The organism is Pseudomonas sp. JC1203 (assembly GCF_056175065.1).
The window spans coordinates 157,543-176,360 of record NZ_JBWCAM010000010.1; the positions used below are offsets into that span (position 1 = coordinate 157,543).

Here is an 18,818-nt window from a genome sequence, read left to right on the forward strand (position 1 = left end):
CGTGAAAACTGCCGCTGCCGTCCAGCACCAGGAAATACCCCCAACCTCCCTCGCCGATGTTGCCACGCACCTGAGCGAAGCCTACATCGAGAAAGGCACGCCGCTGTTCATGCGCACCGTGCTGGCACTGTTCTCCGGCGGGTTCGCCACCTTCGCGCTGCTGTACTGCGTGCAGCCGATGATGCCGATTCTTTCCAAAGAGTTCGCCATCAACGCCGCTCAAAGCAGCCTGATTCTGTCGGTGTCCACCGGCATGCTGGCCATTGGGCTGTTGATCACCGGGCCCATCAGCGACGCCATCGGCCGCAAGCCGGTGATGGTCTTCGCCCTGTTCGCCGCTGCCCTGTGCACCCTGGCCAGCGCCATGATGCCCACCTGGCAGGGCGTGCTGGTGATGCGCGCACTCACCGGCCTGTCCCTCAGCGGCCTGGCCGCGGTGGCCATGACCTACCTGAGCGAAGAGATCCACCCGCAGCACATCGGCCTGGCCATGGGCTTGTACATCGGTGGCAACGCCATTGGCGGCATGAGCGGGCGGCTGATCAGCGGCGTGCTCATCGACTTCGTCAGCTGGCACACGGCAATGCTGGTGATCGGCGCCCTGGCACTGGTTGCCGCGCTGGTGTTCGTGAAGATCCTGCCCGAGTCGCGCAACTTCCGCCCGCGCAAAATGAACCCGCGCGGCCTGCTGGAAGGCTTCACCATGCACTTCAAGGACGCCGGCCTGCCGTGGCTGTTCCTCGAAGCGTTCCTGCTGATGGGCGCCTTCGTCACCCTGTTCAACTACATCGGCTACCGCCTGCTGGCCGGCCCGTACCACATGAGCCAGGCGCTGGTGGGCCTGTTGTCGGTGGTGTACCTGGCGGGCATCTACAGCTCGGCCAAGGTCGGCGCCCTGGCTGACCAGCACGGCCGCCGCAAAGTGTTCTGGATGAGCATAACCCTGATGTTCGCCGGCCTGCTGGCCACCCTGCTGAGCCCGCTGCCGGTGATTATCGTCGGCATGCTGATGTTCACCTTCGGCTTCTTCGGCGCCCACTCCGTGGCCAGCAGCTGGATCGGCCGCCGCGCCACCAAGGCCAAGGGCCAGGCCTCGTCGCTGTACCTGTTCAGCTACTACGTGGGCTCAAGCGTGGCCGGCACCCTGGGCGGGGTGGCGTGGAACTATGCCGGGTGGAACGGGGTTGGAGTGTTTATCGGCGGGTTGCTGGTGGTGGCGTTGGCGGTGGCGGCGCGGTTGGCGCGGCTGGCGCCGTTGGGGGCTGGTGGGAAGTGAGGTTGATGATCGAGCGCCGCTCTGCGGCGCGACGCAGCCTGGCGGCAGCTGCTACGTGGGCGCCAGCGCCCCGGAGAGAATTGCCTGCGCGTTACATCTGCTCACGCCCCCGCCCAGGCATTTCCTACAAATCCTTTATATGATCCGAGAGTCTTGCAGGACGTTTCCTAAAGGCCGGAAATGGGGTTGTTGAGGGGGAATCGTGGCCGCATAGTGCCGGCGGCCGCGTTTTTGCGGCTTGGATTTAGCAGTCCAGATCACATTTATCTTTCGCAACTCGCTTTCGATTCGAGGCGTTTTCGCTCGCCTTATTTTCGACTATGGCAGCTGCGGACGGGGCACCTGCGGGTGCGCCGGGATGAGTGTGACCGGTCTGCTAACCCGTACGCAGCTGCCACCCAAATTGATTCGCTGGGCGGCCTCAATCACTTTAAAAGAGATTCTCGAATGTCGCGTTTCCTTGCACTCAACAGCAACTTCACCGCCAACCCAGTCCTGCACCTGGACACTCAGGCGCCCATGGCCGACCTGCTCGAATTCACCGAGCTGCGCATGCGCGCCGCCAACAACATGCTCAAGGGCCTGGCCTGCATGAGCGCGCGCAACACCGAGGACGCCGACCTGAGCCACTTCGCCCTGGCCGCCTATTTGCTGCTGGAGCCGGGCTGCGTGGCGCTGAACGTCCTCGATCAGCGCAGCCACGCCGGTGAAACCCTGCGCTAACCCGTAGCAGCGGCCGAAGGCCGCGTCTGGCGAAATGCGGTGCGTCAGGTGTACGCGTGGCGCGTGGGACGCGGCCTGCGGCCGCTGCTACAGGGAGTCTGCATTCGGGGTCAGGGGCGCGCTTCTACCCACATGCGCCGCAGCACCCGCTTGCCCACCGCCTCATGCTTGACCACCGCCAGCACGTGCAGCGCCACCAGCATGCCCAGCAGGGCATTGCAGGCGGCGTGAAGGGTGTGGAAGCGGTGGTCCCACACCGGGTCGAGAATGGGCTGTGGCAAGGTCACCCAGGTGAACACCTGGATGGGCCGGTCCATCATCAGCACGCCGGTCAGCAGCACCAGGGCGGTAACGGCGTAGATGACGTTGTGGATCACCCCGGCCAGGCGCTCGCCCGGGCGGTGGCCGTGGTCACGCAGGTGGCGCAGGCGCAGCCAGGTACGCAGGGCGAACACCGGGATGAACAAAATGGAAAGCGACACATTGAGGCCGGCGATGGTGGCCTTGAAGGCGGGCGAAACGTCGAGCAGCATCACCGAGAAGCCCATCACCAGCGCCCAGAGGATGAACGCTGCGGACAGCCAATGGAGCACCATTTGCGCGGGGGTGTAATTCGTCGATGCCATGATTAGGCCACCTTTCTTGCAGGACGCGGCATGCTACCGCAAATGAAAGATGGAAATGCTTCTTGGTCATGAATTTTATGACGCACGTACTAAAACGCCCGGCACTGGCCGGGCGTTCTGGGTGTGGCGGCAGCGCTTACTGGTGGTACTGCGCCGAGAACTCATGCACCGCGTTGATGAACGCGCCCGCATGCTCCGGGTCCACTTCCGGGGTGATGCCGTGGCCCAGGTTGAACACGTGGCCGGTGCCGTTGCCGTAGCTGGCCAGGATGCGTGCCACTTCGGCGCGGATGGCTTCGGGCTTGGCGTACAGCACGGTGGGGTCCATGTTGCCTTGCAGGGCCACCTTGTTGCCCACGCGGCGGCGGGCTTCGCCCAGGTCGCAGGTCCAGTCCAGGCCCAGCGCGTCGGCACCGGCGTCGGCGATGCTTTCCAGCCACAGGCCACCGTTCTTGGTGAACAGGATGACCGGTACCTTGCGGCCTTCGTGCTCGCGGATCAGGCCGCTGACGATTTTCTTCATGTAGGCCAGCGAGAACTCCTGGTACGCCGCAGCCGACAGGTTGCCGCCCCAGGTGTCGAAGATCTGCACGGCCTGGGCGCCGGCCAGGATCTGGCCGTTGAGGTAGCTGGTGACCGACTGGGCCAGCTTGTCCAGCAGCAGGTGCATGGCGTGCGGGTTGTCGTAGAGCATGGCCTTGGTCTTGCGGAAGTCTTTCGACGAGCCGCCTTCGACCATGTAGGTGGCCAGGGTCCACGGGCTGCCCGAGAAGCCGATCAGCGGCACGCGGCCGTTGAGTTCGCGGCGGATGGTGCTAACGGCGTCCATCACGTAGCCCAGGTCCTTTTGCGGATCAGGGATTGGCAGGGCTTCGATGTCGGCCAGGGTGCTGACCACCTTCTTGAAGCGCGGGCCTTCGCCAGTCTCGAAGTAGAGGCCCTGGCCCATGGCGTCGGGAATGGTGAGGATGTCGGAGAACAGGATGGCCGCATCCAGCGGGTAGCGCTCCAGCGGCTGCAGGGTGACTTCGCAGGCGAACGCCGGGTTCATGCACAGGCTCATGAAATCACCGGCCTTGGCGCGGCTGGCGCGGTATTCAGGCAGGTAGCGACCGGCCTGACGCATCATCCACACGGGGGTGACGTCGACGGGTTGCTTGAGCAAGGCACGAAGGAAACGGTCGTTCTTCAGGGCAGTCATGGGAGCATCCGGCAGATAAGTGCCGGTATTTTCCCAGACTGGAACGCAAAAGGCACGGCGTGCGCCGTGCCTTTTATCTATCGGGGCGATTTGCCACAACCCACCGGCATCACAAACAACCGTGGGAGCTGGCTTGCCGGCGAGCTTTTCAGGGCCTCAACAACTCGCTGGCAAGCCAGCTCCCACAGGAGCCGGCCAGTTTCAGATGGGCTTAGACTTCCAGGTAATCCAGGATCCCTTCGGCGGCGTTGCGGCCTTCGAAGATCGCCGTCACCACCAGGTCAGAACCGCGCACCATGTCGCCACCGGCGAAGATCTTCGGGTTGCTGGTCTGGTGCTTGTACTTGCCCTGTTCCGGCGCAACAACGCGGCCCTGGCTGTCGGTCTGGATGCTGAACTGCTCGAACCACGGCGCCGGGCTTGGACGGAAGCCGAAAGCGATGACCACCGCGTCAGCCGGGATGATCTCTTCGGAACCCGGGATCGGCTCGGGGCTGCGGCGGCCACGGGCGTCAGGCTCGCCGAGACGGGTCTCGACCACCTTCACGCCTTCCACCTTGTCTTCACCGACAATGGCGATGGGCTGGCGGTTGTAGAGGAACTTCACGCCTTCTTCCTTGGCGTTCTTCACCTCTTTGCGCGAGCCCGGCATGTTCGCTTCGTCACGACGGTAGGCACAGGTAACGGCCTTGGCGCCTTGGCGGATGGAGGTGCGGTTGCAGTCCATCGCGGTGTCGCCGCCGCCCAGTACCACGACCTTCTTGGCCTTCATGTCGACGAAATCTTCCGGCGATTTTTCAAAGCCCAGGTTGCGGTTGACGTTGGCGATCAGGAAGTCCAGCGCGTCATGTACGCCCGGCAGGTCTTCGCCCGGGAAGCCGCCCTTCATGTAGGTGTAGGTGCCCATGCCCATGAATACGGCATCGTATTCTTCGAGCAGTTGCTCCATGGTCACGTCCTTGCCCACCTCGGTGTTCAGGCGGAACTCGATGCCCATGCCGGTGAAGACTTCGCGGCGGTTGCTGAGCACGGTCTTTTCCAGCTTGAACTCGGGGATGCCGAAGGTCAGCAGGCCACCGATTTCCGGGTTCTTGTCGAACACCACCGGGGTCACGCCACCGCGCACCAGCACGTCGGCGCAGCCCAGGCCGGCAGGGCCGGCACCAATGATGGCGACGCGCTTGCCGGTCGGCTTGACCTTGGACATGTCCGGGCGCCAGCCCATGGCGAACGCGGTGTCGGTGATGTACTTCTCCACCGAACCGATGGTCACCGCGCCGAAGCCGTCGTTGAGGGTGCAGGCACCCTCGCACAGACGATCTTGCGGGCACACCCGGCCGCACACTTCGGGCAGGGTGTTGGTCTGGTGCGACAGCTCGGCGGCGGCGAGGATGTTGCCCTCCGCCACCAGCTTCAGCCAGTTGGGAATGAAGTTGTGCACCGGGCACTTCCATTCGCAGTACGGGTTACCGCAACCCAGGCAGCGGTGGGCCTGGTCGGCCGACTGCTGGGGTTTGAAGGGTTCGTAGATTTCCACGAACTCTTTCTTGCGCTGACGCAACAGTTTCTTCTTCGGATCCTTGCGCCCGACCTCGATGAACTGGAAGTCATTATTCAGACGTTCAGCCATTTTAAAACCTCATCAACTTCTTCAGGCGCATATCACTGCGGGTTGGCACGGGTGCTGGTAAGCAGCGATTTCAAGCTGGCAGCCTTGGGCTTCACCAACCAGAAACGGCGCAGGTAGTCGTCCAGGTTTTCCCAGACATTCCGGCCCCACTCGCTATCGGTTTCTGCCACGTATTCGGCCAGCACGCGTTCGATGTGGCTACGGTAGGCCTCCATCGCTTCGCCGCTGATGCGCTGGATTTCGACCAGTTCGTGGTTGACGCGGTCAACGAAGCTGTTGTCCAGGTCCAGCACGTAGGCGAAACCACCGGTCATCCCGGAGCCGAAGTTGTAGCCGGTCTTGCCCAACACGCAGACAAAACCACCGGTCATGTATTCGCAGCAGTGATCGCCAGTGCCTTCCACCACGGTGTGGGCACCGGAGTTACGCACGGCGAAGCGCTCGCCCGCGGTGCCGGCGGCGAACAGCTTGCCGCCAGTGGCGCCGTACAGGCAGGTGTTGCCGATGATGGCGCTGTCCTGGGTCTTGAACGGGCTGCCTTTTGGCGGAACGATCACCAGCTTGCCGCCGGTCATGCCCTTGCCGACGTAGTCGTTGGCGTCGCCTTCCAGGTACATGTTCAAGCCACCGGCGTTCCACACGCCGAAGCTCTGGCCCGCGGTGCCGTTGAAGCGGAAGGTCACAGGCGCGTTGGCCATGCCCTGGTTGCCGTAGGCACGGGCAATTTCACCCGAGATACGTGCACCGATCGAACGGTCGCAGTTGCAGATGTCCAGGCTGTAATCGCCGCCGGACTTGGCGGCGATGGCGCCCTTGGCCAGTTCCACCATTTGCTCGGCCAAAAGGCCCTGGTCGAACGGCGGGTTGCGGTCCACTTCGCAGAACTGCGGCTTGTCGGCCGGAATGTGCGAGCTGCCCAGCAACGGGGTCAGGTCCAGGTGGTTCTGCTTGGCGGTCTGGCCTTCCAGCACTTCGAGCAGGTCGGTACGCCCGATCAGCTCGCCCAGCGAGCGCACGCCCAGCTTGGCCAGCCACTCACGGGTTTCTTCAGCCACGTAGGTGAAGAAGTTGATGACCATGTCGACGGTGCCGATGTAGTGGTCCTTGCGCAGCTTGTCATTCTGGGTAGCTACGCCGGTGGCGCAGTTGTTCAGGTGGCAGATGCGCAGGTATTTGCAGCCCAGGGCGATCATCGGGGCGGTACCGAAGCCGAAGCTCTCGGCGCCCAGGATGGCTGCCTTGATGACGTCCAGGCCGGTTTTCAGGCCGCCGTCGGTCTGTACCCGCACCTTGCCGCGCAGGTCGTTGCCGCGCAGGGTCTGGTGGGTCTCGGCCAGGCCCAGCTCCCACGGTGCACCGGCGTACTTGATGGAGGTCAGTGGCGAGGCACCGGTACCGCCGTCGTAGCCGGAAATGGTGATCAGGTCGGCGTAGGCCTTGGCCACGCCGGCGGCGATGGTGCCAACGCCTGCCTCGGCCACCAGCTTCACGGAAACCAGTGCGGCCGGGTTGACCTGTTTCAGGTCAAAGATCAGCTGCGACAAGTCTTCGATGGAGTAGATGTCGTGGTGCGGCGGTGGCGAAATCAGGGTCACGCCCGGAACCGCGTAGCGCAGCTTGGCGATCAGGCCGTTGACCTTGCCGCCTGGCAGCTGGCCACCCTCACCTGGCTTGGCGCCTTGGGCTACCTTGATCTGCAGCACTTCGGCGTTGACCAGGTATTCAGGGGTAACACCGAAACGGCCGGTGGCAACCTGCTTGATCTTGGAGCTGCGGATGGTGCCGTAGCGCGCCGGGTCTTCGCCGCCTTCACCGGAGTTGGAGCGTGCGCCCAGACGGTTCATGGCCTCGGCCAGGGCTTCGTGAGCCTCGGGCGACAGCGCACCCAGCGAGATACCCGCCGAGTCGAAACGTTGCAGGATGGCTTCCAGCGGTTCGATCTCGTCGATCGACAGCGGGCTGTCCAGCTCCTTGACCTTGAACAGGTCGCGGATCATCGACACCGGGCGGTTGTCCACCAGCGCGGTGTATTCCTTGAACTTGGCGTAGTCGCCCTGCTGCACGGCGGCTTGCAGGGTGTTGACCACGTCAGGGTTGTAGGCGTGGTATTCGCCACCGTGCACGAACTTCAGCAGGCCGCCTTGCTGGATAGGCTTGCGCGCGCTCCAGGCTTCGACGGACAGGGCTTTCTGTTCGGCTTCGATGTCGACGAAACGCGCGCCCTTGATGCGGCTTGGCACGCCACGGAAGCTGAGGTTGCAGACTTCCTCGGACAGGCCGATGGCTTCGAACAGTTGCGCACCACGGTACGAAGCCACGGTGGAGATGCCCATCTTCGACAGGATCTTCAGCAGGCCCTTGGTGATGCCCTTGCGGTAGTTCTTGAACACCTCGTAGAGGTCGCCCAGCACTTCACCGGTACGGATCAGGTCGCCCAGCACTTCGTAGGCCAGGAACGGGTACACCGCCGAGGCGCCGAAGCCGATCAGCACGGCGAAGTGGTGCGGGTCACGCGCGGTGGCGGTCTCGACGAGGATGTTGCTGTCGCAACGCAGGCCTTTCTCGGTCAGGCGGTGGTGCACCGCGCCGGTGGCCAGCGAGGCGTGTACCGGCAGCTTGCCCGGGGCAATGTGGCGGTCGCTCAGCACGATCTGGGTGTGGCCGGCACGCACGGCTTCTTCGGCCTGGTCGGCGATGTTGCGCACGGCCGCTTCCAGGCCAACGCTCTCGTCGTAGTTCAGGTCGATGATCTGCCGCTCGAAGCCTGGCAGGTCGAGGTTCATCAGCGAGCGCCACTTGGCCGGCGAAATGACCGGCGAGCTGAGGATCACGCGCGAAGCGTGCTCAGGCGACTCCTGGAAGATGTTGCGCTCGGCGCCCAGGCAGATCTCCAGGGACATCACGATGGCTTCGCGCAGCGGGTCGATCGGCGGGTTGGTAACCTGCGCGAACTGCTGGCGGAAATAGTCGTACGGGGTGCGCACGCGCTGGCTCAGCACCGCCATGGGCGTGTCGTCGCCCATGGAACCCACGGCCTCGTAGCCCTGCTCGCCCAGCGGGCGCAGCACCTGGTCACGCTCCTCGAAGGTGACCTGGTACATCTTCATGTACTGCTTGAGCTGCTCGGGGTTATAGAAGGACGACCCGTGGTCGTTGTCTTCCATGGTGGCCTGGATGCGCAGGGCGCTCTTGCGCAGCCACTGCTTGTAGGGGTGGCGCGACTTCAGGCGGTTGTCGATTGCATCGGTGTCGAGGATCTGGCCGGTTTCGGTGTCCACGGCGAAGATCTGGCCCGGGCCGACGCGGCCCTTGGCCACGACGTCTTCAGGCTTGTAGTTCCACACGCCGATTTCCGACGCCAGGGTGATGTAACCGTTCTTGGTGGTCACCCAGCGCGCCGGGCGCAGGCCGTTGCGGTCCAGCAGGCAGACAGCATGGCGACCTTCGGTCAGTACCACGCCGGCCGGGCCGTCCCACGGCTCCATGTGCATGGAGTTGTACTCATAGAACGCCCGCAGGTCGGGGTCCATGGTCTCGACGTTCTGCCAGGCTGGCGGAATCAGCATGCGCACGCCACGGAACAGGTCGATGCCGCCGGTGACCATCAGCTCCAGCATGTTGTCCATGCTGGAGGAGTCGGAACCCACGCGGTTGACCAGCGGGCCCAGTTCTTCCAGGTCCGGGATCAGGTCGTTGGCGAACTTGGTGCGACGGGCCTGGGCCCAGTTGCGGTTGCCGGTGATGGTGTTGATCTCGCCGTTGTGGGCGAGGAAACGGAACGGCTGCGCCAACGGCCACTTCGGCAGCGTGTTGGTGGAGAAGCGCTGGTGGAACACCGCGATGGCGGTCTTCAGGCGCTCGTCGCTCATGTCCGGGAAGAAGGCGGTGAAGTCCGCCGGCATCATCAGGCCTTTGTAGATGATGGTCTTGTGCGAGAAGCTGCAGATGTAGTGGTCGGTGTCGGCGGCGTTGGCCACGGACGAGCGACGACGGGCGCTGAACAGCTTGATCGCGAATTCCTGGTCGCTCAGGCCTTCACCACCGATGAACACCTGTTCGATCTTGGGCAGGCGCTCCAGGGCCAGGCGGCCGAGCACGCTGGTGTCGATAGGCACTTGGCGCCAGCCGATCAGGTTCAAGCCGGCTGCCAGGATCTCGCGGTTCATGTTCTCGCGAGCGGCTTCGGCGCGGGCGTCGTCCTTGTTCAGGAACACCATGCCCACGGCGTACTGTTTGGGCAGCTCCACGCCGAAGGTTTCCTGGGCGACGGCGCGCAGGAATTGATCGGGCTTCTGCATGAGCAGACCGCAACCGTCACCGGTCTTGCCGTCGGCGTTGATCCCACCGCGGTGGGTCATGCAGGTCAGGGCTTCGATGGCCGTTTGCAACAGGTGGTGACTGGGTTCGCCGGTCATATGGGCAATCAGCCCAAAGCCACAGTTGTCCTTGAATTCATCGGGTTGGTACAGACCTGTTTTCATAGACACTTTCTCACCAGGCTGCCCCCTATGGGGACAAATTTCTTTTCAATTCAACCGCTTACCAACCGCGCCGAACGTACGCCAGCTTTGCAGGGGCAAAAGGGAGGTCATTGTACACAGCGACAGGGTCGCCCACAAATTTGCGCGGCGACTCCGCACAAAATCATGTCGCAATTCTATAAGTTTTAAGCAAGGTGTTGTGGTAGCAACGATGCTTGAGTCTGAAGCTTATCAGCCTGGACTGCAATGGGGGTACCCACAGACAGTCTGGGACACAAAAGCCTGCCGCGTTATGCGCAGCAGGCTTGGGGTCGTATCAGGAGACGCTCAGCGAGGTGGCGGGGATGGTGCCACCGGACAAGGCCCCGACCGCTATCGGGTCAGGGCTTGCGGCATTCAGCGCGTCGATGCCAGGTCTTGTTGGACGCTGGCGACACTTCTAGGCCAAGGTTTACCAGCCTGGACCTTCGCTGGCAAGTTCTTGATTGCCGCAACCGCTGCATCGCGGTTGCTGAAGCTGCCGTAAGTGATCACGTACAGGGGTTTGCCCTGCAGGGTTTTCTTGAAGTAGCGGTACTCGCCGCCCTGCTCTTTCACGTAGTTCTGCGCAGTGGCTTCGCTGCTGGTGCCCAGGATCTGCACCACGTAGTTGCCAGCAGCCTGGCCCTTGTACCAGCCAGCACCAGCGCCACCGGCGGCTGGCTTGGCAGCGGCCACAGGCTCGGGTTTCTTCTCGACGGCCTTGTGCTCGGGCTTCGCGGTAGCCACCTGTACAGGCGCCTTGTGTACGGGCGCAGGGGCAGGTGCCGGGCGTGCGGCGGCCACAGGGGCGGCAGGCGCGGGGGTTGGCACCGGCACTGGCGTGGCCGCAGGGCCTGCAGGCACGCCAGGTGGCGGCGCGGTGGTGGTCACGGTGGGCGGCGCCGAGGAGCCGTGGGCGATTGGCGTGGTTTCCTCGCCATCACCCGAACCTGCGGCTTCGGCCAGCGGGCCGCGCATCACCGGCTGCGACTGGCCGACCAGCGGCAGTGGCATGGGTTTGGAGTTGCCGGCGAATTCGATGGCGGCGTTGCTGCCGTCCTGGTTTGGCTGGGCGTTGCCCGGCGTGCCCTGGCCCAGCGGCAACTGCGCCTGTTCGGTAGCCGGCGCGGTAGGCGCGTTGGCGGACTTGCGGCCCGGCAGCAAGGCGGCCGCAGCCACGGCGATCACCACAACCCCGGTCAGTGCCAGTACGTGTTTTTTCGGCATTTTGAACCCCATAGATGGACGCTTCACCGCCGAGCGGCTAGCGATCATGGCCTCGATCATTGCATCACGGGCGGCCTGGTTGATTGCGCCGGGCCAGCCTTCGGAATTTTCGTGAATGTCGGCAATCTGATCATTGGTAAAGAGTTGGATCCCCTGCCCTGCCCCTTCCAGACGCTGGGCCAGGTACTCGCGGGTTTCCTCGACGCTGTACGGTTGCAGCTCGATAACGTGGAACAGCTCCTGCTCGGCGCTCAGCTGTTCCAGCCCGTCGATCACCGACGCCTCGCCGAACAGGAACACGTGGGGGCGGCCTTCCGGGGTACCGGCTGCCAACGTCAGCAGGGCTTCGAGTGCGGATTCGTCAAGTTGTTCCGCATCGTCCACCAGCAGGTATACCTCCTGGCCGGTCAGTGCCAGTTGCACCACCTGCGCCAGGATGGCCTGGGTATCGGCCTTGGCCAGGTTCAGGTGCTGCGCCACCTGAGCGAGCACGCCGGCGGCGTCGCTGGCGCCACGGGCCGACACCACCACGCTCTGCACCGACTGCTTGTTGGTGCTGGCCACCAGGGCCTGGCGCAGCAGGGTCTTGCCGCTGCCCTCGGGGCCGGTAACTACCAGCAGCAGCTGGCTGTAGCGCGCCAGGTGGTGCAGCTGCCCCAGCACCGGCTTGCGCTGGGCAGGGAAGAACTTGAAGCCCGGCACACGGGCCGCAAAGGGGTCATGGTCCAGTTGGTAGTGGCCCAGAAAGGCCTCATCGGCGTGCAGTGTCATCGAACTCTCTTAACCTCAAAGCGAAGCCGCGATGGCGCGGTAATCCGCCGCCAGCGTGGCTTGTAGAACTTCAGTCGGATAATCGTCGGTCACCACGGCTTCGCCAAGGTGACGCAACAACACCAGGCGCATGCGGCCATCGATCACTTTCTTGTCGACGGCCATATGCTGGAGGAACTGTGCGGGGGTCATGTCCGCTGGCGGCACCACCGGCAGGCCGGCACGCTGCATCAGGCGGATACCGCGGTCGCGGGCCTGCTGGCTGATCCAGCCCAGGCGCATGGACATTTCCAGGGCCATGACGGTACCGGCGGCCACGGCTTCACCGTGCAGCCACACACCGTAGCCCATCTGGGTCTCGATGGCGTGGCCGAAGGTGTGGCCCAGGTTCAGGGTGGCGCGCACGCCGGTTTCCCGTTCGTCGGCATTCACCACCTCGGCCTTGGCCTCGCAGGAGCGCTTGATGGCGTAGGTCAGGGCGGTCTGGTCGACGGCGCGCAGGGCGTCGATATTGTCTTCCAGCCAGCCCAGGAACGGCTCGTCGCAGATCAGGCCGTACTTGATCACCTCGGCCAGGCCCGCCGACAGCTCGCGCGCCGGCAGGCTCTTGAGGCTGGCGGTGTCGATGATCACGGCGTTGGGCTGGTAGAAGGCGCCGACCATGTTCTTGCCCAGCGGGTGGTTGATGCCGGTCTTGCCGCCCACCGACGAATCGACCTGGGACAGCAGCGTGGTTGGCACCTGGATGAAATCGACACCGCGCTGGTAGCAGGCGGCGGCAAAACCGGCCATGTCGCCTACCACGCCGCCGCCAAGGGCGATGATGGTGGTGCGGCGGTCATGACGGGCGGTCAGCAGGCCATCGAAGATGAGCTGCAGGGTTTCCCAATTCTTGTAGGCCTCGCCATCGGGCAAGACCACGGAGGCCACCGAGTAGGCGCCCAGGGCGCGGCTCAGTTGTTCCAGGTAGAGGGGGCCGACGGTCTCGTTGGTGACGATGGCCACCTGACGACCGGCAATGTGCGGTGCCAGCAACTCGGGTTGGCCCAGCAGGCCTTCGCCAATGTAGATCGGGTAGCTGCGCTCACCCAGTTCGACCTTGATTGTCTGCATGTTTCCCCACAGTGAAGCCGGGCCCGTCGCCCTGTCTCAGGATTTATTATTTGTCGACATGCACCCTGGCTGGCAAGCCGGGGCGATGCCGAGAATAGCGCATTTGCGCAGGCACTCCATGACGATTCGCGTCAGCGGGGCGGCAACTGCGCCAGGCGCTCGAGAATGTCGAGCACCACCATGCGTGGCGGCCGCTCGTCGGTTTCCACGATCAGGTCGGCAATTTCCCGGTAAAGCGGGTCGCGCACGGCCAGTAGCGCCCGCAACGTGCCGGCCGGATCGGCGGTGCGCAGCAGGGGCCGGTTGCGGTCGCGGGCGGTGCGCCCTACCTGCTGCTCAACCGAGGCATGCAGGTAGACCACGCGGCCGCCAGCGTGCAGGGCCTGGCGGTTTTCACCGCGCATGACCGCACCGCCACCGGTGGCCAGCACCAGCCCGTCGTAGCCGCACAGCTCGGCCAGCATGGCCTGCTCGCGGTCACGGAAACCGGCTTCGCCTTCTTGATCGAAGATCCAAGGAATGTTCGCGCCCGTGCGCAGTTCAATTTCCTTGTCGGAATCCTTGAACGGTAACCGGAGCTCTTTGGCCAGCAATCGACCAATGGTGCTCTTACCGGCACCCATTGGCCCAACAAGTATCAAATTTCGCACAGAATCAACGACTCACAGCAATCGCCTGGTTATTCATGATACGCGGAGTGAGGAAGACCAACAGCTCGGTTTTTGCCTCAGACACGGTATCCGATCGAAACAGGCGGCCAAGATACGGCACATCACCGAGAAATGGCACCTTGTCTGTCGTTTTAGTTTGGGTATTGGAGAAAACACCGCCAATTACCACTGTTTCGCCATCATTGACGAGGACCTTGGCCTTCACCTCGTTCTTCTTGATTGGCGGCACGCCATTGAGCTCGTTGGCATAGTCGGGCTCATCCTTGTTGACCTTCACATCCATAATGATGCGGTTGTCGGGGGTGATCTGCGGGGTCACCTCCAGCGACAGCGAAGCCTCCTTGAACGACACCGAAGTGGCGCCGCTGGACGAGGATTCCTGGTACGGCACCTCGGTGCCCTTGATGATGCGGGCGGTTTCCTTGTCCGAGGTCACCACCTTGGGCTGCGACACCACCTCGCCGTTGCCGGTGGCTTCCATGGCGCTGAGCTGCAGGTCCAGGGTCAGGTTGTTGGACACATAGCCCAGGCCGATGCCGGAGGTGGCACTGGTGGCGCCCAGGTCGACGAAGGTGTTGGTGCTGGTGGTCTGGGTGCCGGCCACGGTCCACTTGCTGTTGCCCGAACCGTTGGTCGCGCCGCTCCAGCTCACGCCCAGGCTCTTGTCGTAGTTGACGTTGGCTTCGACGATGCGCGCCTCGATCATCACCTGGCGCACCGGAATGTCCAGCTGGGCGACGATGCGGCGCAACTCGTCCAGGCGGTCCTGGGTCTGGTAGGCGATGATGTTGTTGGTGCGGTCATCGACGGTGATCGAGCCACGTTCGTCGGTCTTGGTCTTGGAGTTGGTCACCGACTGGAACAGCTTGGCGATGTCGGCAGCCTTGGCGTAGTTCACCTGCAGCAACTCGCGGCGCAGCGGCGCCAGCTCTTCGATCTGCTTCTGCGACTCCAGCTCCTGACGCTCGCGGGCGGCGATTTCCGCCGCTGGCGCCACCAGCAGCACGTTGCCGACCTTGCGCTTGTCGAGGTTCTTGGTTTTCAGCACCAGGTCCAGTGCCTGGTCCCACGGCACGTTCTGCAGCCGCAGGGTGATGCCACCCTGCACGGTGTCACTGGCCACCAGATTGAGGTTGGTGAAGTCGGCGATCAGCTGCAGCACCGAACGCACGTCAATGTCCTGGAAGTTCAGCGACAGCTTCTGCCCGGTGTACACGAAGCGGTCGGCGTTCTTGCGGGCAATGTCCTCGGCGGTGACCTGGCGCACGCTGACGGTCAGTTTGTTGTCGGTCTGGAACACTGAGTAGTCGAAGGTGCCGCCCGGTTCGATGGTCACGGTGGCGGTGTCAGCCGAGGCCGTGGAGTTGACGAACTGCACGGGGGTGGCGAAATCCTTGACGTCCAGGCGCACGCGCAGCGGGTCAGGCAGCTGGGTCTTGGGGAAAGTCAGGACGATCTTGTTGCCCTGTTCCTGAATGTCGGGGCTGATGCTCGGGTCGCTGAGGTCGAGCACGACATTGCCTTCACCCTGCTCGCCGCGCTGGAAGTCGACGTTGCGGATGGCGCGGCCAGCGGGCTGCGCGTACACCGGGCGCGACGGCGCGGCACTGGCGACCGCAGCGCGCGGCAATGCACCCTGCGGGGCGGCTGCCGGGGCTGGCGCGGTGCTGCCGCCGACGAGACTGCTGGCGCCCTGGCCGATCATCACGAACAGGTTGTTGCCTTCCACGCGGGTACCGTAGGGCGCAAGGTTGGTGAGGTTGACGATCAGCCGGGTGCGGTCCTTGGCCTCCACCACGGTCACGCTGCGGGCGTTGCCCACGCCCAGGTCGCGGGTCTTGGTGGCCAGGCCATTGGTTACACCGGGCAGGTCCAGGGCAATGCGCGCCGGCTGGTCGGTGGTATAGCCACGCGGGGCAGGCACGGGGGCGTCAAAGGTCAGCTTTAGCTCCACCCGGTCCCCTGGCAACGCCGCTACATCCAGTGTTTTCAGGGTGGCCGCCATCAAGGCAGGCGAAAGCAGCGCTATCCATAGCGAAAGACCAAGGGCTGAAAGCATCCTATTCATTATCGATTTTCCACTATGCGTGCGTGACCAGGCCCGTTATGAGCGTTCTTTCAAAGTGATGGTGCGCGGCCGTTCCAGCCAGCCGCCCTCGCCATCGGGGACAATCTCGACCACGTCGACCTGCGAATCGGTGATCGACACGATTCGCCCTTCGTTGCGGCCCAGGTAGTCGCCCACCTTCATGCGGTAAACCCCGCCGGCGCCCTTCATCAGGGCGAACTTGCCGGTTTCGTTGGCCAGCGTGCCGACCATTTCAAATTGTTCGATGTTGAAGCCTTCCAGGAACTGCTTCACCCGCGTGAGATCCGGCTTAACCTGCCTGGCGCCCTTCTGCCGGTGCGCCAGGTCGATCTTGACCGGCGGCTGGAACGGGCTGCGCAAGGCCGAGGCCTGGTAGGTAAACGGCTCGTAGGGCGCGAACTTGGGGATCGGCTCGATAGCCCCCTTCGGCCGGGCGTTGACGCCATCCATGTAGGCTTTCAAATCGTCGAAATCGCCGTTGCCGCAGCCCGCAAGCAGGGCCATGCAACCGATCAGCACAAGGCTGCACACTGCCCTCATTTGGCCGCTCCCTTGTCCTGGGCCGGCCCAGGCCCCTTGTCCTTGTCGCTGTCGTGGTAACGGTAGGTCTTGGCCAGAATGTTCATGCGCAGCAACGTGGTGTTGCCGTCCACCACAGGCTTCACCTCGAAGTCATGCAGGGTAACGATGCGCGGCAGGCTGGAGACGCCGCTGACGAAGGTGCCCAGGTCGTGGTAGTTGCCAGTCACGGTGATCTGGATAGGCAACTCGACATAGAACTGCTGGGTAACTTCGGGCAGCAGCTTGATTTCCTCGAACTCCAGGCCACTGCCCAGGCCGGTACGGGTAATGTCTTCCAGCAGCCCAGGCACCTCGGTGTCGCTGGGCAGCTGGCGCAACATGGCGCCAAAGGAAATCTCCATTTCCTTCATCTGCTGGGTGTAGGCCTCAAGGTTCGCGGCCTGGAACGCCTTGCTGGCGTACTGGTCCTTCAGGGTCTGTTCCTGCGCCTGTGCACGCTCCAGCTCGTCACCCATGTCGCTGACGTGGAAGTTGTAGCCAAGGGCCAGGATCAACACCATCAACAGCACCCCGGCAATGCCCTTCATCGCCGGCGGCCAGGAGCCCAGGTTGTTGAAATCCAGTTCGCTGAAGTTGATCTTGCGCAAGCCTTCCAGCCATTCGGAGACATTCATTTTGCATTCTCCTCGGGGGTCGGAAGGGTCTGACGCACCGTCAGCTGGAAGTTGTTGCTGTTGTTCTGCTGCTGGTCAGCAGCTTGCCTGGCCTTGACTTCAGTCAGGCTGGGCGCCGACATCCATGGCGAGGCTTCCATGTTGCGCATCAGGTCTGATACACGATTGTTGGATTCGGCCGAGCCAGACACGGCAATGACCTTGTCGGTCATCTTCACGTCGGTGAAATACACGCCGTCCGGCACGGTACGCGCCAACTGGTCGAACAGGTGGCCGATGATCGGGCGGTTGGCCTGCAGGTCCTGGATGATCTTCATGCGCTCGACCAGCTGCTTGCGCCGCGCCTTCAGCTCGGCGATCTGCTTGATGCGCTCGTCCAAAGCGGTGATCTGCGTCTGGATGTAGGCATTGCGGGCGTTCTGCTGGTCGATGGCGTGGCTGTAGTACTGGTCCGCCAGCAATATGATGCCGATGCCGCCCACCACCACGCCGGCCAGGGCCAGCAGGAAGCGTTTCTTGCGTTCTTCGCGCAGCTGTTCGCGCCACGGCAGCAGGTTGATGCGCGCCATCAGTCAAAACTCCTCAACGCCAGGCCACAGGCAATCATCAGCGCTGGCGCATCACTGGCCAGGGCGCCGGCGTTGACCTTGCTGCTCAGGGCCATGTCGGCAAAGGGGTTGGCGACCATGGCCGGGGTGCCCAGGCGCTGCTGGATAAGTTGGTCGAGCCCGGAAATGGAGGCGGTGCCGCCGGCCAGCAGGATGTAGTCGACATCGTTGTGCTGGCCGGCCGCGAAGAAGAACTGCAGCGAGCGCGAGACCTGCTGCACCACGGCGTCCTTGAACGGCTGCAGCACCTCGGCCACGTAGTCGTCGGGCAGGCCGCCCTGCTTCTTGGCAAGGCCCGCTTCTTCCATGGACAGGCCGTAGCGGCGCTGGATCTCTTCGGTCAGCTGGCGGCCGCCGAACAGTTGTTCACGGGTGTAGATGATGCGGCCGTTATGCAGCACGCTGAGGGTGGTCATGGTGGCGCCGATATCGACCACGGCCACGGTCAGCGGGCCTTCGCCTTCCATCAGCGTGGGCTCCAGCAGGCCGAAGGCACGCTCCAGGGCGTAGGCTTCCACGTCGACCACGCGCGCGGTCAGGCCGGCCAGGGCCAGGGCCGCCTCGCGCACTTCGACGTTTTCCTTGCGGCAGGCGGCCAACAGCACGTCCACCCGCTCGGGGTTGCGCGCCGAATAGCCCTGCACCTCGAAGTCGATGGCGACCTCTTCCAGCGGGTAGGGAATGTATTGGTCGGCCTCGACCTTGAGCTGGTTTTCCATTTCATCTTCGGAAAGCGCAGCGTCCATCTCGATGGTCTTGGTGATGACGGCAGAGCCGGCGACCGCCACGGCCACGGTCTTGGCACTGGTGCGGGCCTTGACCAGCACGCGTGACAGGGCCTGGCCGACGCCTTCCAGCTCCGCGATGTTCTTTTCCACCACCGCGTTGGCCGGGAGGGGCTCAACCGCGTAGGCTTCGACTCGGAACCGGTTGCCGGAGCGACTGAGCTCCAGAAGCTTCACCGATGTCGAGCTGATGTCGATCCCCAAAAGCGAATTAGCTTTCTTGCCGAAGAGTCCAAGCACGCCCGATTCCCTATCATTATCCGTGACTTACGGACCACTTATAGTACGAAGCATTTAATAGCAGTCTTGACAGAAGCGCAAATAACGCTCTGTGTCTAAAAATGCTTATAATGCCCAGCACTTTTGCCCTTGTCGCCGTGCCTTGCGCGTAACCCATTCT

At 63.4% G+C, this 18,818-nt stretch carries 14 protein-coding genes; 2 read left to right on the forward strand and 12 right to left on the reverse strand.

Features of this window, described 5'->3' with window-relative positions; genetic code table 11:
- Position 1: 1 nt before the first annotated feature.
- Together AC0SZ7_RS16750 and AC0SZ7_RS16755 are read left to right on the forward strand one after the other, a co-directional pair.
- Positions 2 to 1,276 (forward strand): MFS transporter, encoded by a 1,275-nt coding sequence (locus AC0SZ7_RS16750; RefSeq protein WP_475505419.1) that lies wholly within the window; start codon positions 2 to 4, stop codon positions 1,274 to 1,276.
- A 447-nt stretch (positions 1,277 to 1,723) separates the two neighbouring features.
- A complete protein-coding gene (locus AC0SZ7_RS16755) occupies positions 1,724 to 1,999 on the forward strand; it encodes a hypothetical protein (RefSeq protein WP_475505420.1) in 276 nt (91 codons plus the stop codon).
- Between the two features lie 110 nt (positions 2,000 to 2,109).
- Here AC0SZ7_RS16755 and AC0SZ7_RS16760 read toward each other — a convergent pair whose 3' ends face one another.
- From AC0SZ7_RS16760 to AC0SZ7_RS16815, 12 genes are all read right to left on the reverse strand, one after another.
- Entirely contained in the window at positions 2,110 to 2,625 is a 516-nt protein-coding gene (locus AC0SZ7_RS16760) for a cytochrome b (RefSeq protein WP_475505421.1), read from the reverse strand.
- 136 nt (positions 2,626 to 2,761) lie between these two features.
- Positions 2,762 to 3,826 (reverse strand): uroporphyrinogen decarboxylase, encoded by a 1,065-nt coding sequence (hemE, locus tag AC0SZ7_RS16765; RefSeq protein WP_416422064.1) that lies wholly within the window; start codon positions 3,824 to 3,826, stop codon positions 2,762 to 2,764.
- A gap of 211 nt (positions 3,827 to 4,037) precedes the next feature.
- Positions 4,038 to 5,456 carry an FAD-dependent oxidoreductase gene (locus AC0SZ7_RS16770; protein ID WP_475505422.1) on the reverse strand — a complete coding sequence of 473 codons (1,419 nt, stop codon included), beginning with the start codon at positions 5,454 to 5,456 and terminating at the stop codon, positions 4,038 to 4,040.
- A 32-nt stretch (positions 5,457 to 5,488) separates the two neighbouring features.
- The gene (gene gltB, locus AC0SZ7_RS16775) at positions 5,489 to 9,937 is read right to left on the reverse strand and encodes a glutamate synthase large subunit (RefSeq protein WP_475505423.1); all 4,449 of its coding nucleotides are present in this window, start codon (positions 9,935 to 9,937) and stop codon (positions 5,489 to 5,491) included.
- Between the two features lie 396 nt (positions 9,938 to 10,333).
- Positions 10,334 to 11,956, reverse strand: coding sequence for an AAA family ATPase (locus AC0SZ7_RS16780; RefSeq protein WP_475505424.1), 1,623 nt, complete (start codon positions 11,954 to 11,956; stop codon positions 10,334 to 10,336).
- Positions 11,957 to 11,971: 15 nt separating this feature from the next.
- The gene (gene aroB / locus AC0SZ7_RS16785; protein WP_475505425.1) at positions 11,972 to 13,069 is read right to left on the reverse strand and encodes a 3-dehydroquinate synthase; all 1,098 of its coding nucleotides are present in this window, start codon (positions 13,067 to 13,069) and stop codon (positions 11,972 to 11,974) included.
- A gap of 131 nt (positions 13,070 to 13,200) precedes the next feature.
- On the reverse strand, positions 13,201 to 13,719 hold the full coding sequence (gene aroK / locus AC0SZ7_RS16790) for a shikimate kinase AroK (RefSeq protein WP_416422060.1): 519 nt from the start codon (positions 13,717 to 13,719) through the stop codon (positions 13,201 to 13,203).
- 4 nt (positions 13,720 to 13,723) lie between these two features.
- Entirely contained in the window at positions 13,724 to 15,808 is a 2,085-nt protein-coding gene (locus AC0SZ7_RS16795) for a type IV pilus secretin PilQ (protein WP_475505426.1), read from the reverse strand.
- Positions 15,809 to 15,844: 36 nt separating this feature from the next.
- Positions 15,845 to 16,369, reverse strand: coding sequence for a type 4a pilus biogenesis lipoprotein PilP (gene pilP / locus AC0SZ7_RS16800; protein WP_475505427.1), 525 nt, complete (start codon positions 16,367 to 16,369; stop codon positions 15,845 to 15,847).
- A complete protein-coding gene (pilO, locus tag AC0SZ7_RS16805) occupies positions 16,366 to 17,025 on the reverse strand; it encodes a type 4a pilus biogenesis protein PilO (RefSeq protein ID WP_475505428.1) in 660 nt (219 codons plus the stop codon). The genes pilP and pilO overlap by 4 nt, the downstream gene beginning before the upstream one ends.
- Entirely contained in the window at positions 17,022 to 17,594 is a 573-nt protein-coding gene (locus tag AC0SZ7_RS16810; RefSeq protein ID WP_475505429.1) for a PilN domain-containing protein, read from the reverse strand. Before AC0SZ7_RS16810 ends, pilO begins: the two co-directional genes overlap by 4 nt.
- The gene (locus AC0SZ7_RS16815; RefSeq protein ID WP_416422055.1) at positions 17,594 to 18,658 is read right to left on the reverse strand and encodes a pilus assembly protein PilM; all 1,065 of its coding nucleotides are present in this window, start codon (positions 18,656 to 18,658) and stop codon (positions 17,594 to 17,596) included. Before AC0SZ7_RS16815 ends, AC0SZ7_RS16810 begins: the two co-directional genes overlap by 1 nt.
- Positions 18,659 to 18,818: the final 160 nt, after the last annotated feature.